Source organism: Jeotgalibacillus salarius (genome assembly GCF_004405125.1).
Lineage (GTDB): Bacteria > Bacillota > Bacilli > Bacillales > Jeotgalibacillaceae > Jeotgalibacillus > Jeotgalibacillus salarius.
Window position 1 is genome coordinate 139,261 of sequence record NZ_SORX01000006.1, and the last position, 16,804, is coordinate 156,064.

General features: G+C 41.6%; 17 protein-coding genes. 6 read left to right on the plus strand and 11 right to left on the minus strand.

The features are described 5' to 3' along the window. Positions 1–3 precede the first annotated feature (3 nt). On the minus strand, positions 4–2,097 hold the full coding sequence (locus tag E2626_RS11625; RefSeq protein ID WP_134381936.1) for an MMPL family transporter: 2,094 nt from the start codon (positions 2,095–2,097) through the stop codon (positions 4–6). Positions 2,098–2,252: 155 nt separating this feature from the next. Between E2626_RS11625 and E2626_RS11630 the strand changes: the two genes are divergently transcribed. Further along, positions 2,253–2,483, plus strand: coding sequence for a DUF6407 family protein (locus E2626_RS11630; protein WP_134381937.1), 231 nt, complete (start codon positions 2,253–2,255; stop codon positions 2,481–2,483). 56 nt (positions 2,484–2,539) lie between these two features. After that, positions 2,540–3,115 carry a histidine phosphatase family protein gene (locus E2626_RS11635; protein ID WP_341785742.1) on the plus strand — a complete coding sequence of 192 codons (576 nt, stop codon included), beginning with the start codon at positions 2,540–2,542 and terminating at the stop codon, positions 3,113–3,115. Between the two features lie 19 nt (positions 3,116–3,134). Here E2626_RS11635 and E2626_RS11640 read toward each other — a convergent pair whose 3' ends face one another. From E2626_RS11640 to E2626_RS11670, 7 genes are all read right to left on the minus strand, one after another. Next, positions 3,135–4,043, minus strand: a complete 909-nt coding sequence (locus tag E2626_RS11640) for an AEC family transporter (RefSeq protein WP_134381939.1) — start codon at positions 4,041–4,043, stop codon at positions 3,135–3,137. A gap of 79 nt (positions 4,044–4,122) precedes the next feature. Further along, positions 4,123–5,166 carry a Gfo/Idh/MocA family protein gene (locus E2626_RS11645; RefSeq protein WP_134382039.1) on the minus strand — a complete coding sequence of 348 codons (1,044 nt, stop codon included), beginning with the start codon at positions 5,164–5,166 and terminating at the stop codon, positions 4,123–4,125. A gap of 56 nt (positions 5,167–5,222) precedes the next feature. After that, the gene (locus tag E2626_RS11650) at positions 5,223–6,041 is read right to left on the minus strand and encodes a carbohydrate ABC transporter permease (RefSeq protein WP_134381940.1); all 819 of its coding nucleotides are present in this window, start codon (positions 6,039–6,041) and stop codon (positions 5,223–5,225) included. After that, on the minus strand, positions 6,038–6,982 hold the full coding sequence (locus E2626_RS11655; protein ID WP_134381941.1) for a carbohydrate ABC transporter permease: 945 nt from the start codon (positions 6,980–6,982) through the stop codon (positions 6,038–6,040). Before E2626_RS11655 ends, E2626_RS11650 begins: the two co-directional genes overlap by 4 nt. A 54-nt stretch (positions 6,983–7,036) precedes the next feature. Beyond that, complete coding sequence (locus E2626_RS11660) at positions 7,037–8,338, minus strand: extracellular solute-binding protein (protein WP_134381942.1); 1,302 nt, start codon at positions 8,336–8,338, stop codon at positions 7,037–7,039. Positions 8,339–8,394: 56 nt separating this feature from the next. After that, a complete protein-coding gene (locus tag E2626_RS11665) occupies positions 8,395–9,150 on the minus strand; it encodes a sugar phosphate isomerase/epimerase family protein (protein ID WP_134381943.1) in 756 nt (251 codons plus the stop codon). A gap of 116 nt (positions 9,151–9,266) precedes the next feature. Beyond that, the gene (locus E2626_RS11670) at positions 9,267–10,280 is read right to left on the minus strand and encodes a LacI family DNA-binding transcriptional regulator (RefSeq protein WP_134381944.1); all 1,014 of its coding nucleotides are present in this window, start codon (positions 10,278–10,280) and stop codon (positions 9,267–9,269) included. A 477-nt stretch (positions 10,281–10,757) separates the two neighbouring features. On the opposite strand from E2626_RS11670, the gene E2626_RS11675 reads away from it, so the two are divergent. From E2626_RS11675 to E2626_RS11690, 4 genes are all read left to right on the plus strand, one after another. Then, positions 10,758–11,447 (plus strand): response regulator transcription factor, encoded by a 690-nt coding sequence (locus tag E2626_RS11675; RefSeq protein ID WP_134382040.1) that lies wholly within the window; start codon positions 10,758–10,760, stop codon positions 11,445–11,447. Continuing rightward, entirely contained in the window at positions 11,444–12,448 is a 1,005-nt protein-coding gene (locus tag E2626_RS11680) for a sensor histidine kinase (protein ID WP_134381945.1), read from the plus strand. The genes E2626_RS11675 and E2626_RS11680 overlap by 4 nt, the downstream gene beginning before the upstream one ends. A gap of 101 nt (positions 12,449–12,549) precedes the next feature. Continuing rightward, positions 12,550–13,311, plus strand: a complete 762-nt coding sequence (locus E2626_RS11685) for an ABC transporter ATP-binding protein (RefSeq protein WP_134381946.1) — start codon at positions 12,550–12,552, stop codon at positions 13,309–13,311. Further along, positions 13,301–15,244 carry an FtsX-like permease family protein gene (locus E2626_RS11690; RefSeq protein ID WP_134381947.1) on the plus strand — a complete coding sequence of 648 codons (1,944 nt, stop codon included), beginning with the start codon at positions 13,301–13,303 and terminating at the stop codon, positions 15,242–15,244. The genes E2626_RS11685 and E2626_RS11690 overlap by 11 nt, the downstream gene beginning before the upstream one ends. Positions 15,245–15,463: 219 nt before the next feature. Here the strand turns inward: E2626_RS11690 and E2626_RS11695 are convergent, their stop codons facing one another. The 3 genes from E2626_RS11695 to E2626_RS11705 form a co-directional block, all read right to left on the minus strand. Further along, positions 15,464–15,748 carry a hypothetical protein gene (locus E2626_RS11695; RefSeq protein ID WP_134381948.1) on the minus strand — a complete coding sequence of 95 codons (285 nt, stop codon included), beginning with the start codon at positions 15,746–15,748 and terminating at the stop codon, positions 15,464–15,466. A 238-nt stretch (positions 15,749–15,986) separates the two neighbouring features. Further along, positions 15,987–16,226: a hypothetical protein gene (locus E2626_RS11700; protein ID WP_134381949.1), complete on the minus strand. Its 240-nt coding sequence runs from the start codon at positions 16,224–16,226 to the stop codon at positions 15,987–15,989. A 70-nt stretch (positions 16,227–16,296) separates the two neighbouring features. After that, entirely contained in the window at positions 16,297–16,767 is a 471-nt protein-coding gene (locus tag E2626_RS11705) for a hypothetical protein (RefSeq protein ID WP_134381950.1), read from the minus strand. Positions 16,768–16,804: the final 37 nt, after the last annotated feature.

The following is a 16,804-nucleotide window of genomic DNA, read 5'->3' on the forward strand; positions in this document are numbered from 1 at the left end:
CTTTTATGTTGACGTTGTTTTTTCCTTTTCAAAAAATAGGATCAGTGCCGGTAATAACACACCGCGCACAAGGAATGTATCAATCAAAATTCCGATTGCCACGATAAAGCCGAATACGAATAAGTCTGCAATCGGCATTGTCATAAGTGCAGCAAACGTCGCTGCTAAAATCACACCGGCTGATGAAATGACCCCGCCAGTCGAGGCAATCGAACGTTTTAATGCAGGCAAGATCGCATCTTTCCGTCGTTCCTCCATAAAACGTGACACCAGTATAATATTATAGTCGATTCCAAGCGCCACCAGGAAAATGAATGCATATAACGGTACACGAGTACTGATCGCTTCATAACCAAACAGGACATCAACCGCAAAAATCCCAATGCCAAGCGCTGCCGTAAATGACAGTAGAATCGTTGCCATCATATAGAGCGGCATCTTCCATGAATGTGTCATAAAGAACAGTAGCACGATGATTAACAGCGTTTCTGCAATGACAATGTTCACGATATCCTGATTATTCACATTCTGCTCATCTATTAGTTTCGGTGTCATACCTGACCAGTATATTTCAGCATCCCCATAATCACCTGTCTCTGCCCTCATCTTCTCAACAGCGTCCATCGCTTCAGTTGTATAAGGGTTTAATGAGAGCGTAACAGAATAACTGATAGCTGATCCGTCATCTGTTTCATTGGACTGACGGAAAGAAGCCACTGCATCATCATTCGCCAGCAGTTCTTCAAATGATGTGCGTGCGTCTTCACTTACATCCTCTTCTCCTTCGAGCACAACCGTTATCGGCGCCAGCTGACCTTTATCAAACTGTGCCTCTACAATTTCATAGCCGGACCTTGAAGGTAAATTCTCAGGGAATGATTTGACCATATCGAATTCATATTCCAGATTAAATAAGTTCAGTGAAGCGACTGTCAGCAATATCAGCACTGTTCCACCTGATATAGCAGGACGACGCGTCACAATTTCTGCAATACGTGCCCACAATCCTTTTTCCTGCTTCGGCTGTTTGCCGTAATGCGGTACCTTCGGCCAGAAGGCTTTACGGCCAAACAATGTAAATAAAGCCGGTACAAGTGTAACTGACGCTAAAATAATGACAACCAGCGCTGTACTGAATACAGGCGCGAAGTTCTGATAATCACGGAAATCCGCCATAAACAGGACAAGCATCGCAGCAAGAACGGTTGCCCCGGCAAAGAACACCGGCTTCCCTGTTGCTCTCATCGCGACTGCCATCGCTGTATGCTTATTCTCATGCTGATACAGCTCTTCTTTAAAACGTGAAAATACAAACAGTGAATAATCGGTCACTGCTGCAAACAGTAAAATACTCATAATTGACGTTGTCGCATTATTGATCTCAAGACCGCCTGCTCCAAGCAAGCCAATGATCTGGTTCGTTACCTGATATACAATTGCCGTCGCAAGCAGTGGAATGATTGCAAGCAGCGGTGAACGATAGATCAGAATTAATAACACTAAGATAATCCCAATTGTCGCAAGTAATAAAACAAAATCAGCTTCCTCAAACAATTTTAACGTATCACCTGCAATGCCTGCAGGTCCTGTTACATAAAAATCAAAAGCGTTCTGTTCTTCCCCGTAAGTCTGACCAATTGAGAGAATTTCATCATTGATCTCACTGTATTTATCACTCCCGATACCGGACTCTAGCTCAATCGGGAAGATAAATGTCTGACTGTCTTCTGAGAAAAACCCCTCAATTGCCTGAGGCGGCAGATCAGAGAGCTCCATCATTTCCTGGACGCCTGTCAGATCGGCTTCCCTGATCTCATTCAGTACAGCCTGCACATCTGACACCTCTACCTCCTTCTCTGCATCAAATACAAGAATGCCAGGTGTCGCCTGATCATCAGGGAACAGTTCTTTCACTTTATTTTCTGCAATGATACTCTGCGCATCATCCGGGAGTGATTGAAAGCTTGCACTCCGGTACTCAGATGCAGCCGGCCCCGCACTTAATACGACCGCCAGCACGACCCATGCGATCAATGTGATCCACATGCCTTTTCGTGTAGACACGAAATCTGTGATTGACTGTAAAATTCGATTCATCCTGTCACTTCCTTTTTAGTCTTCACAGGGAAGTCTACATGGTGAATATAAACGCAATATAAACTTCCGGGAAGAAAGGTCAGTGATTGTGTCCGGTTGACTATTTCCTATACAATTGAACTATACGTATCACTTCATGTTAAGGAGACGATCCTATGAACTTCGAACATTTTGCGAAAGAACGCTGGCAGGGAAATTTAGTTACTTTTATCAAGGAAGCGCTGGACTTTTTTCAGATGAAATCCCGTATTGAACAGGACGGAGAGCCTCACCTCTACCTGGACTCTATTGCAGAAGAAAATATGTTAACGAGACTCGTTGAAGCTACCGGGAAATACGCGGATATTGAGGCGGCTTTTGGTGGAAGAGTGATCAGGAATTATTGAGAGGCTGATTAATTGTCATTACAAAGGAGCTGGATATTATTACTTCAATTCATATTATCAGACACGGTGAAACAGACTGGAACGCAGAAGGACGGCTGCAGGGGGCAACGGATATTCCGATCAATAACACCGGGATTTTACAGGCACAGGAATGCGGATATTTTCTGAAAAGTAGGCAGTGGGATGTATTGATTACGAGCCCCCTTCAAAGGGCAAAAAAGACTGCTGAAATTATGAATGAGGAACTGCGCCTCCCATTCGTTGTGATGAATGAATTTTCGGAGCGGTATTTTGGTGACGCTGAAGGCATGACCAGAGAAGAGAGAATGGTCGCTTTTCCGGATAAAGCATATCCAAATCAGGAAACCACAGAAGTGCTTCAGCAGCGACTCCTGAGCGGGTTGCAGCAAATCAACAGTGATTACGGGAACAAAAATGTACTGCTGGTCGCCCACGGCGCGATCATTGGTGCGGTTTTATCCATGCTTTCAGACGGTGAAATCGGTTCAAGAAAAACGAGATTAATTAACGGTGGCATCACAACGATAGATTTTGCTGAAGGCCGCTGGCACATCAGAGATTATAACCGTGTTGATCATCTGTCGGCGCATAGTGAGAGAGGGAGAGTTTGAGTTTGTCTGATCTTTAATGTCAGATAAACCCCACCCCATATAACACAAAAGGAATTGTCACTAAACTGAGCAGTGTACTGAAAAGAGTAGCACTCGAAACAAAATCAGGATCAGTTTCATATTGAATGGCATACATCGTTGTATTAGCAGCAGTCGGCATTGCAGCAAGTATCACCATGATCTGCTTCAACTGTGCATCAATCGGTAGAAACAGAACAATCAATAGAGCAATGACCGGCGACACCACCAGTCTAAGCGTTAAAGATAGAGACAGTGGAGCAAGTGAGAACTTGTTGAATGGAATTTTTGCAAGTTGCATACCAAGTATCACCATTACAACTGGAATCGCAGCACCGCCCACCATGGAAACTGCCTCCATGAGCGGTCGGGAAAGCTCAACTGAGATCAATTGCAGCAAAACGCCTAGTGCAGCACTGTACATAATTGGTATGCGGAGAACTTCCTTCAGTGAGTACTTAAACGTAGCATCTTCAGAAGAACCTTTTGCAGCATAATAGACCCCCACAGTGCACATCAATATTTGCTGAAGAACCATGATGATAATGGCATATTTCATTCCTGTCTCTCCAAATATAAATAATACTAACGGCGTCCCGTAATTTCCGTTATTCATAAAAGCAGAGGCCAGAATCATTCCGGATTTCTTCTTCTGCGAGTACCCTCTAAAATAACCAATTACATACACAACACTAATTAAGCTAAAAGCTAAAACCACAGTATAGAAAAGCATCATGACATAATCGATATTTAGATCTGCCTCGTAAAATACCTGGAACGTTAAAAACGGTGTTAATAAATATAGCGCCATCGTTGAAAGAGCCTTTGTGTCAAAACCGATTATTTTCTGTCCGATATAGCCGATCCCAAATATGAGAAAAACCGGAATAAGCACTGTGAAAAACCCCATCATTCATCACCATCATCCTATATCATTTATTCAAAAAGAGACCAAAACGGAATCGATCTCCGCTTTGGTCCAGCCTGATTTAATTCATATCTACCAGTACGCCTAACTTCACCATCTGATCAGTTTTGTTTGATTCAAGGGCACCTAAAATTACATCAAGAGATTTCATTCCCTCTTCTCCAGTAATTAATGGCTCTTTATTTTCAATAATTGATTCAACAAAATGATCAATCACATGTGTGTTTGTCTGTCCGCCAGCATCATTAGATTGAATTTTTGCCAGTTCATATTTTACAATGTCTCCGTTACTATACTGAACAATCAGTGGATAGTCCGGATCTGCTTCAATTTTCAGTACAGCTTTTTCTGTATAGATGATCGTAGAATTATCTCCGCCGGACACATACGACCAGCTTGCTGCTAAAGTTCCGATCACACCAGACTGCATTCTTAAAATACAAACTGCATTATCGTCAATATCTGTACCTTCCTTCGCACTCGATTCAACAAAGGCTCCGACCTGACTTACTTCGCCTAATAAATAGCGGATTAAATCTGACTTATGTACCCCCAGATCGCCAAGGGCTCCAATGAAGGCTTTATCCTTATCAAAAAACCAGCTGGATCTGCCATCAACACTCCAGCGTTCAGGACCCGGGTGACCGAATGTTGTCTTAAAGCTATACACCTTCCCAAGTTCACCGCTGTCTAAAAGCTTTTTCGCCCTCTGATGTGAAGGAACAAAGCGCTGATTGTGGGCAATCATTAACTTTTTATTATTCGTCTTTGCTGCCAGATTCATTTCTTCGGCTTCTTCTCTTGAAGTAGCCATTGGCTTTTCACAAAGCACATGCTTCCCTGCGTTCAGTGCATCAATGCTGACTTTGGCATGAAGATAGTTCGGTAAGCACACACTGACAGCGTCTATCGTTTCGTCCTGCAGCATCTCCTCATAACGCGTATAAGCTTTAGCACCGAATGCTTCAGCCATTTCCTGCGCACGTTCTTCTACTATATCTACAACTGCAGCAATCTCTGCACCCTCATTTTGCTGATATTCAAGCAGATGTCTTCTACTCGCAATACTTCCACATCCAATTACCCCGACTCTTAACTTTTTAATATTCATGTTTGTTCTCCTTCCATCCTATCAAAATATTAAACTAACTCTTATTCCTTTTATCCTTTTACCGCTCCGCCAGTCAGGCCTTTGACAACCTTTTCCTGAGAGAACAGATATACGACTAAAATTGGTAAACTCGCTAAAGTCAATGCGGCCATTAAACCTGGAACATTTACAGCAAAATCTCCTCTGAATGCCTGCAGACCCAATGGGAGTGTCATACTTTCCGGACTGGAGATCAGCACAAGTGCAAAGACGAATTCATTCCATAAATGAATGGCGTTATAAATGATAACAGCCATTAATGCAGGCTTCAGCATTGGCATAATGACATGACGGAAAATTCCCAGATGCGTACAGCCATCCATCTGCGCTGCTTCTTCAAGCGATTTAGGAATCTCCCTCATAAACTGAGTCAAAATAAAGATAGAAATTGGTAAGCTGAATGCAATGTAAGGACCAATTAAAGCATACAGCGTATCGTAAATGCCCATGCTTTCTGACAGTTTGAAAATTGGAATGAGCGTTGCATGAATCGGAAGCATCATCCCTGAGATAAACAGCAGAAAGAGCACACGATTAAACTTAAATTTCATACGGCTGATCGGGTAGCTGGCAAGCGCTCCAATGATGACAACTGCTCCAACCGCTATGACTGTTACAATGACACTGTTGACAAAATAACTGGTCAGTCCGAGCTGGAATACATTTGTGAAGTTCTCAAGTGTAAATGATGTAAAAAGTGAAAAAGGCTGTTCAAAGAACTCACCCTGTGTTTTCAGAGCTGTTGAGATCATATAGACAAAAGGATAGCCGGAGACAATCAGCAGAATAACTGCTACGAGGTACAATGGAATTTTTGATAGTGATTTCATTCAGAAAATACCCCCTTCTTTTGTCGATAGTAATCCAGCACCTGAATGATAATGACAACGATCAGTGCGATAAAGAACATCACGAATGCAATCGCACTTGCATAACCCATGTTAAAGTTCACAAAAGCCTGCTTAAACATATACGTCCCCATTAGTTCTGTCGCATGGTTGGGACCTCCGCCTGTCATGACATAGAAAATATCAAACGCTTTGAGTGAACCGACAATCGCCAAAATTGATGAACTGACAATTGTTGGCATCAGTAGTGGTAAGGTGATTTTGATAAATTTATGCCAGGGCTTTGCACCATCGATCTCAGCAGCTTCATATAATTCTTCCGGAATACCTACAATGGCTGCGCGGAAAAGAATCATATAAAACGGAGCAAACTGCCACACAATAACGAATAATACAGCAATCAAAGCAGAATTTTCACCGCTTAGCCATGCTACATTTTCAAATCCAAAAAAGTTGATTAACTGGTTAATTGACCCGTTGATTGGATCGAACATATAAATCCATAACAGACCGATCGCAACAGTCGACATCAGAAACGGAAAGAAGTAAACGCTGCTCATCAGCTTGATCCCTTTGATTGGTGCAAATAACATTAATGCCATGATTAACCCAAGTGGGATCTGCACAAAGACTGATGTTAAAGTAATCCAGGTATTATTCAATAATGCAGTCCAGAAAATACTGTCATTAAAAAGCTGAACATAGTTCTGCAGGCCAATAAATGTCCCGACATTACTGCCGCTCCAGTCATAAAAACTGTAATTCAGGGTTGCAAGTATTGGATAGATCACATAAAGCGCATAAACAATCAGAGCAGGAGAGACAAAAAGAGTAATCGTAAGTACATTTTTCATTTTTCGTTTTTTTGCTTTCACTTTTGCTTCTGCTTTAACCTGTGAAAGTGAAGTGTGAACCTGCTGCATGGATAATCCCCCTTTAACAAAAGAAAGGGGATCGCTCCCCTTCCTGACTATTGGTTACTCCAAATCCTCTTTTGCCTTAGCCTCCATTTTTTCAGCTGCTTCTTCAGGCGTCATTGATAGTCCGAAAAGTGCCTGTGTTGTATCCTTATGCAATTCTGCTAACTCAGGAGGAAGCGTCTGGTCATAAGGCATCTGAAGGTGATTAGCTTCTTCAGCGATCTGATACATGCGGTTAACAAATTCATCCTCAGGCTCAACACCGCTAACGCCAGTTAATGAACCAGTACGATTTGTATATGCCTCTGCTGTTTCAGTACTTGTTAGTTCCTTAATCAGTTCAGTTGCAAGATCAGGATGCTCACTTGCGGCAGCAACAGACCATACAGGCCCCGTTGATGCACCTACATCGGCGCTGCTACCTTCTCCACCTTCGACCTCTGGGAATACAAAGAAATCAAGCTTCTCTTCAAATTCAGGTGCTTCAGTGCGCACGTTATTCAGGAATGAGATCGTAATATCCATCATTGCCGCCTGTCCTGAATACATCAGCTGACGACCCTGGCCTTCATCATAAGGAACACCGTTGAATCCGGAATTAAACGCATCCATTTCGACAAGCTCCTGAATGTACTCGCCTGCTTCAACATAAGCAGGATCATCAAACCCTCTGCCATCTCTGGTGAATGCTTCGTTGAATAGTTCAGGACCGCCAATACGGCTGGCAAAGTTCATTAAATAATACGCACCAGGCCATTTTGTCTGGTTTGCTAAAGCAAGTGGGATCACATCATTTTCTTTCAGGGTCTCGATAATCTGAACCAACTCATCATACGTTTCAGGCGGCGTCAAACCGTATTCATCAAAAATTTCTGTGTTATAGAAAACAAGATCAAGAGACAATCCTAAAGGAAGACCATAGACTTCATTTTCAAAAGTAGCATTATCAAGCGCAAGCTCATTAAAATGTTCTTTATCAATACTGTCTGTTACATCAAGCACCTGACCTTCTTCAACAAACTGATTTAACCAGCCGCCACCCCAGCTGTGAAAAACATCCGGAGGATTTCCACCTGACATTGAAACCGCAAGCTTCTGCTTATATGCATCATTCGCTGCACGCAGCATTTTCACTTCAACATCAGGATTATTTTCTTCAAACCGCGCAACAGCTTCTTCATACACCTTTTCTTTTTCGCCGGGATCTATGTACCAAAATTCCAATACCTTGTTTTCTGAATCAGATTCCTCAGCTGATCCATTTCCTGAACTGGACTCAGTACCGGATCCACCACCTGGTGCACAAGCCGTGACGACCAACATTGATAATGCTGTAGTAAGTAAAAAGAATCGATTCATCAGTTAAATCCCCCTATGTTTTATTTATTGCTCCACTTTCTTCCCCTTTGTTCGTGTTACACTGTTTGTTTTTTCAAATAATTGATGCTTTGCTCTATACTCTCCAGTGGCGTTTTTCTGCTTTGATCCTGTTCAATGATCCACCATTCCACAGGGACAGAAGCTGTATGTTCGAGCACTGCTTCAATGTCAACTCCTCCTGTACCCAGTTCTGCAAAAAACTCTTCTCCGTCTGTCGTCATATCTTTTAAATGGACAAGAGGTGTACGTTCTTGATATTTCTTTAGCCATTCAACCGGATCTTCTCCAGCCTTTTTCAGCCAGTACACATCAAATTCTGCTTTTACCCAATCAGGATTGGACTGGTCCATAATGTACGCAAGCGGAACGACTCCATCTTCAAATGGGAGAAGTTCAAAATCATGATTATGATAAGAAAGCGTGATTCCTTCAGCGGCGCTCATTTCTCCAACCTCATTCAAAGTCTGAACGAGTTTTTCGTAATCCTCTCTTGAGTGACGATCCCTTGGCAGCACCGGACAGACAATGTGATCGCAGCCCAATACCTTCTGCTCACGAATGACCTGTTCAGGCTCTGATTCCAATCGTGCAAGCTGCACATGATTGGAAGCCGCTTTTAAATTCAGATTATCCAGAACGGCTTTTAACTCCGCAGCTGACATTCCTCCATAGCCAGCAAGCTCCACCCCATCAAACCCTAAATCAGCAACTTTTTTCAGCGTTCCGGTAAAATCCTTTTCACACTCGTTTCTTAAAGAATACATCTGCACTGCAATTCCATTTTTACTCATTCATGCTCCTCCTTTTAAAATGTAATCGTTTACATTTTTGTTTTTACTACTTCTTATTTATAAGGTAAATACCACACGCGAAAAATGTAATCGATTACATTTTATTATTCAAGACTTCACTGTGAAGTCTCAACGATATTCGACCCACATGATTCACGAATGATTAATTCACTTTTTAATGTAATTCTCTTGTTCTCAAAATCCGGATCATCAAGCTTTTGAAGTAATAGCTCCATTGCGATATTGCCCATTTCCACCGCTGGCTGCGCGATCGTTGTCACACCAGGATCGAATATAGATGAGAAACGGATATTATCAAATCCTACTACTGCCAGGTCTTTGGGAACGGATAATCCCTTTTTCTTTGACGCATTAATTGCGCCCATTGCCATTTCATCATTTGCAGCAAAGACGGCAGTTGGCGGTTCTGGAAGTATTAAAAGTTCACACATTTGCTGATAACCAGTTTCATAGGAGAAATCTCCTTCGCGGATCAGATCTTTACTCTCATCAATATGGTACTCCTTCAACGCCTGATTATAACCGGATAAACGATCAAAACTAAGCAGAGAGTTCATTGGACCTGAAATATGACCAATTCTTTTGTGTCCCTGTTTAATTAAATGTTCAGTAGCTTCGAAGCTGCTTTTAATGTTATCAATACAAACTGTTGCAATCTCGACATCATCCACATATTCAGAAGCTAATACCAGGGGATATTTATCTTTCAACTCAGATAGAATGTCGTGATCGATCTTTCCAGACAGCAAAATCAATCCATCTACCTGTCTTTGATGCAGTAAGTTCAGGAAGTCGTATTCCTTCTCCACATCGCGATTTGTATTACCGAGCAAAACCCGGAAATTTTTCTCAGAGGCTGTAGCTTCAATCCCACGTACAATCTGAGAAAAGATCGTGTTAGCAATGTTGGGGACGATTACTAAAATCGTATTGGTCTTATTTCTTCTGAAATGACGCGCCAGCACATTCGGCTGATAATTTAACTCTTCAATACTGTTTAATACTTTTAGACGTGTATGCTCTTTCACACTCTCAGGATTACGTAAAACCCTCGAAACAGTTGCAGTCGATACATTAGCTAATCTAGCTACATCAACCATTTTCACCATCAGGCTTCTCTCCTTACATTGATCACACCTTTAAAAACAAATTGGCTACAATCTGTAATGTAATCGATTACATTTTCAGTATAGAGAACTTAATTCTGAATTGCAAGACAATTTTTAAAAAATATTTTCAGACTAAAAAATTGAATGTCTAATCATTAAATAACACTTTTTTTGATTGCTGTACGTTACATTCAACTCATTTTCATCAAGGTTCTGCTAAAGCCGGCTGTTGATTTCCGCTTCAGGCGGACGCTTTCCGCGGCCGGGCGCTGAGCTATCAGGCTTCGCCGTGATGATCTCACCTGTCCCTTCCTGCCGCAGGAGTCACCGCCTTACGCTCCAATCACCAGCTGTGCAGAAACAACAATGAACTTTAACAAAGCTTTCATCAAAAGAAATACAAATAACCTCTTGTTCACCATTTCCTCCCATCTTTCCTCTTTGCTATACTTCTACTTGAAAGCGCAGGTGATTCTATTGTTTAAGATTCTATTAATTGAAGATGATGAAACGCTATTTAAAGAGATAAAAGAACGGCTGATGGCCTGGCAGTACAATATATATGGGGTGAAAGATTTCCAGAGGGTCATGGAGAGTTTTGCTGAAGTTCAGCCCGATCTGGTGATTATTGATATTCAGCTGCCTAAGTTTGATGGCTTCCACTGGTGCCGAATGATCCGTGAACATTCGAATGTGCCGATTGTCTTTCTGTCTTCACGTGATCATCCGACTGACATGGTGATGTCGATGAATCTCGGAGCGGATGATTTTATTCAGAAGCCATTCCACTTTGAAGTACTGATTGCGAAAGTTCAGGCCATTTTGCGCCGGGTGTATAACTACAGCACAACGACTTCCGACCTCAGAACATGGATGGGCGCTACGATTGATATGGAAAGCAACCGTGTGAAAAGTGATCAGGGTGTGATTGAGCTCACTAAAAATGAAATCTTTATTCTGAAACTGCTCGTGGAACGAAAAAATAAAGTCGTCAGCAGAGAGGATTTGATGAATCTGCTGTGGGATGATCACCGGTTTGTCAGTGATAATACGTTGACTGTCAATGTGAACAGACTACGAAAGAAACTCGCTGAGATCGGACTTGGCGATGCGATTGAAACGAAGGTTGGTCAGGGGTATATTGCACTTGAGCAGGTGGAGAAATGATTAAAAAATTTCTGCTGGAGAGAGTCAGCTGGATGATGCTGATTGTGCTTTTACTTTTTTTAGCGATGATCATTGCCTATCTGGACCCTTCCCTTTCGATCAGCTCAATGACCTATTATGTGTTTCTGTCACTTCTCATCACCACTGTGTTTGTCACGGTACGCTATTTTAAAGAGACGACGTTTTATAAACAACTTGACTCACGGGATCCTTCAACAGATCTATCCAGCTTCCCCGAACCGAACAGTCCGTTTGAAGCATCGATTTATGAGCAGGTGACCTCCTCATTGGAGCAGCTTGAAAAGGAGGCTTCTTCGAATAAGGTGCTGCTCGAACAGGAAAAGGATGAGCTGATGTCATGGATTCATGAAGTGAAAACGCCGTTAACTGCGATGAAATTGATGATTGACCGGACAGAAGATCACAAGTTAAAGTCTGAGCTGATGTATGAATGGCTGAGAATCCATTACCTACTCGATCAGCAGCTCCACCAAAAGCGGATTCCATTTATCGAAAATGATCTGTTCATTGAAAAGGTTGACCTTGAATCAGTGGTCTATAATGAAATACATACGCTGCGTGCATGGTGTCTGAGAAAGAAAATCGGATTTGAAATAGACCTTGTTGATACACATGTGCTGTCAGATACAAAGTGGCTCTCCTTTATTCTCCGTCAGCTGTTAACAAACGCTGTAAAGTATAGCGGTGAGGGATCAGAAATTACAATACAGTCATCAGAGCAATCGGGTCAGACCGTCCTCACTGTAGCGGATCAGGGACGCGGTATTGACCCGCGCGATCTGCCGAGAATTTTTGAGAAAGGCTTCACATCCACCGCCAATCATGATCAGCATGCAACAGGAATGGGATTGTATCTGGCAAAAAAGGCTGCCGTTCCGCTTGAAATCAACATCACCGCTCAATCAAAGTACGGAGCCGGTACGACGATGACACTGACCTTCCCAAAAGAAAATGAATTTCTCGAGATACAGGGCGTGTGACAATAATGTCACACGCTTTGCTTTTTTGTCAGGAGAATCGAAGGACTTCACCTGTCAGACCCGATACAATAAATGTATCTTAACACCTGGAGGAATTTTCAATGACGATACTTGAAGCAAAGAAAATCCATAAAAGCTACGGCAATAAATTCACAAAGCAGGAAGTCTTAAAAGGCATTGATATCAGCATTCAAAAAGGTGAATTTGTGACAATCATGGGCGCCTCAGGCTCAGGTAAAACCACGCTTTTGAATGTCCTGTCAACGATCGATCGGCTGAGTCACGGTTCCCTGATCATCGAAAATGAGGATCTGACTAAAAGTAAGGAAAAGAAGCTGGCGGAATTCAGAAAGCACCATTTAGGGTTTGTTTTTCAGGACTATAACCTGCTGGATACGCTGACTGTTAAAGAAAATATTCTGCTCCCCCTCTCGATCACAAGTACTTCTAAAAAAGAAGCACAGGCTAAATTTCAAAGTGTCGCCGAGGATCTTGGGATTGAAGATATTGCAGGGAAGTACCCGAATGAAATTTCTGGTGGTCAGAAGCAGCGGACATCTGCCGCACGCGCATTTATTCATGAGCCAAGTATTATCTTTGCCGATGAGCCAACCGGTGCACTTGATTCCAAAGCTGCGTCAGACCTGCTTGGTAAACTGACTCATTTGAACGAAAAGCGTCAAACAACGATTGTGATGGTTAGTCACGATCCGGTTGCAGCAAGCTACAGCAGTCGCGTCATTTTTATTAAAGACGGGCAAATTTATACGCAACTGAATAAAGGTGACGAGACCCGCAATTCATTCCTGAAGGATATTATGAAAACGCAGGGCGTACTTGGTGGTGTGCAGTATGAGCATTAATCAGCTGATTTTTCGCAGTTTCAGAAAGAACCTGAAAAGCTATTACCTGTACGTTTTTGCATTGATCTTCAGCGCCGCTCTCTATTTTGCCTTCGTTACACTGCAGTTTGATCCTTCAATGGATGAAGCTGAAGGGTCTGTCAGAGGTGCTGCAGGTATTGGAGCAGCTTCTGTCCTGTTAATCGGGATTGTCTCGATCTTTTTGCTATATGCAAATAATTTATTTATTAAACGACGTAGTAAAGAGATTGGTCTGTTTCAGTTAATCGGTATGACGAAAAACCGGATCTTTGCCATTTTGAGTGCTGAGAATTTATTGCTCTATTACAGCTCTCTAGTCGTTGGAACTGCGATCGGCTTTGCTATTTCGAAGTTAGTCGCGATGATCTTTTTCAGGTTAACAGGCGTGGATGAAACAGCGACACTCAGTTTTTCCGGACCCGCATTTGTCCAGACATTACTTGTATTCAGTGCTGTGTATCTTTTAATCATGGTGATGAATCTGCTTTATATTAAGCGGCAAAGTATCCTGTCACTCTTCCATGTGAAAAGTAAGGCTGAAAGCAGGGTGAAAAAGATATCGATTCTCGAAATCCTGATTGGTCTTCTTGGAATCATTCTGATTGGTACCGGCTATTATGTATCTGCACGGCTGTTTGACGGGGATTTTGCATCAATCACTCAATTGTTCACTGCAATGGTCTTTATCCTTGCCAGTGTCATTATCGGAACTTACTTTTTCTACAAAGGTTCTGTCAGCTTTATTGCCAATCTGATCAGAAAAAATAAAGGCGGATACCTTAATATTAACGAGGTCATGTCTCTATCTTCTATCATGTTCCGGATGAAATCAAATGCAATGCTGCTGACAATTATCACAACAGTATCAGCACTTGCAATCGGGCTGTTGTCATTAAGCTACATTTCATATTACTCTGCTGAAAGATCAGCTGAGACCTCTGCTCCTGATGACTTTATCTTTATCACAGCAGAGAATGCTGAAACATTCGGCGACGTATTAAGTGAAAACGGCATTGCTTACAGTGAAAAAAAGATTGATGTGATCCAGGCAGATATAGGGATTGAAGAAATTCTGGGTACAGAAATTGAAAATGTGCAATTTGATGCTGATCGGATGAATATGTCAGTCGTTAGTGATCGTCAGGTTGAAGGTGTGGACGTGAGTATAGATGACATTTTATTCTCAGGTTCGAGTGATGCGATCCAGGCGCTTATGAACCTGCAGGATGAAGGAACACTTACCTTGTACGGTGATACAAATGAGATTGAAAAAGAATATGCCGGATTACGTGATGATTACGTATTGCCTGCTTTATTAACTGGTGGCTTACCTGCAGTAGTGGTTGATGAAACGGTTTATGACATGCTTGCTGAAGATTTGGATGAGGAAATCCAGCGTGAATCTTCTCTGTATGTCGGACTTACATTAGAGGACCCGGACACCGTGGAAAAAGCTGATGAACTGTTTCGCAGCATGCCTTTCAGTGAGGAGGCTGGAAGCGCCTCCCAATATTCCATGGAACGTATGCAAAAATTGAGTATGGGCTTTATCATGTTTGTAGTCGGATTCCTCGGACTCACCTTTCTGATCACTTCAGGCTGTATTCTTTACTTTAAGCAGGTAGAAGAAGGTGACGAAGAACAGCCGAATTACAGAATCCTGAGAAAGCTCGGCTTTACACGACAGGATCTTCTGAAGGGCATCCTTCAAAAGCAGATGATTAACTTCGGGATCCCACTCGCAGTCGGCCTTCTGCACAGCTACTTCGCCGTCCGATCAGGCTGGTTCTTCTTCGGAACCGAGCTGTGGACGCCGATGATTATTGTGATGGTACTGTACGCAGGGCTATATTCGATTTTTGGGATTTTGTCGGTAGTTTATTATAAGAAAGTGATTAGGACAGCGTTGTAAATGATAAAACTCCCCGCATTATATAATTGAATCGTGCGGGGAGTTTATTTTTTAAAATTATTTAGTTTTTAACTTTGTGTACACATTGATGAATAGTTAATGCAGATAATTAATATTCAAACAGAAGTGCTGGGTGTTCAATCTTACATATGTAATAAATGTTCCAAATCGTTTTCAGAACAGGGAGATTTTTTGTATTTTTACGTTCATAATAATTTATTATTTCTTACCTCTACGTTCTAAAAATATAGGTAATATATTTAGTAAGATAGAAGCAATTGTCAAAAACCATAATGCTCTTTCCATACCAGGTACTACATCCCCTAAAGCTGACCAGTCTTCCACTTCTACCCAGTCCGATACAACACTGTATTCTGCACAAAGTGTTAAGGCTGTAAATGATAGTCCTAACGCCATCGCGAGCTTATAATCCTTCCCTGCTGCATACAAATACAGATTTATAAATGTTACAACGATTGCAATCACTCCAAATATTACCCACACACCGATTTCCCCCGCATATTTTTATTTATAACGCGCATGTTTACAATACGAACCACCAAACAATACTCCGCACGATCAGGATTACGCCAAACCATGTCTTGTAAAACTGAAGCATATATCCTGCGATCATGCCTACTATTGCAAGCCACTTATCATCATATTAATCTCTGATCATTTCAGCGATGTATCCGATACAACTGCTAAAGATCAAAAATAAGATGATGAAAGGGAGAATACATTATACATTGATAAATTTCTTTTCAATGTATGTCCAAATCACAAAAATCAAAATAGATACCCCAATTATTATGATTCCGACATTAAAAATGAAATTGAAATCTAATTCTTTTACAGTTTTTGAAGTGATACCGTAATAATTCCCCAATTCATATCCTGTGTCTCTATAATCCATTAAAAAGAAAGATATGATTCCTCCAAAAAATATCCCTCCCAGTAAAGAGAAGAAAAATTTCTTCATCATACACCTCCAGAAAGTCTCAATCATAGTAAGTGCTCAGAATCGTTTTCAGGACAAGGGGAATAAAAATTTATTTCCCATTAAATACTTTGCGTATTAATTCTTCCTCATTCTCCCCTCTTACAATAATCATATAAGTTTCATCTTTAGATGGACTGGTTGCGTTACCTAACAATCTATTGGTTACGTTAACTAGTTCTGTTAAATTGCCCTCGACATCCTCATCAGATTTTACAAAAGATGTTTTTAAAATCAGTCTTTTTGTTTCGTCGTTCACATCAATCGCAATTCCCTCATACTCACTAAACATACTCTCCAGATACTCTTCAATGTGAGGCGTTACTTCAAACCAGCTTTTTTCTGTATCACTCAATGCTAATATTTCAGCTTTATTAGCGTTGTTCCATTGGAAAATCAGGACAAATAAAATGCCGAGCATAACCGCGATCGCTTCAAGTGAATACCTGCTCTTCTTTTTTTGATGTGCAAGTTCTGTCCTGTAATGCTGTTGTATGCTTTTTGCTTTCGGATGATTTTTCATCAGAGATTTATTGCACCTCCATTTTATATTCACATTC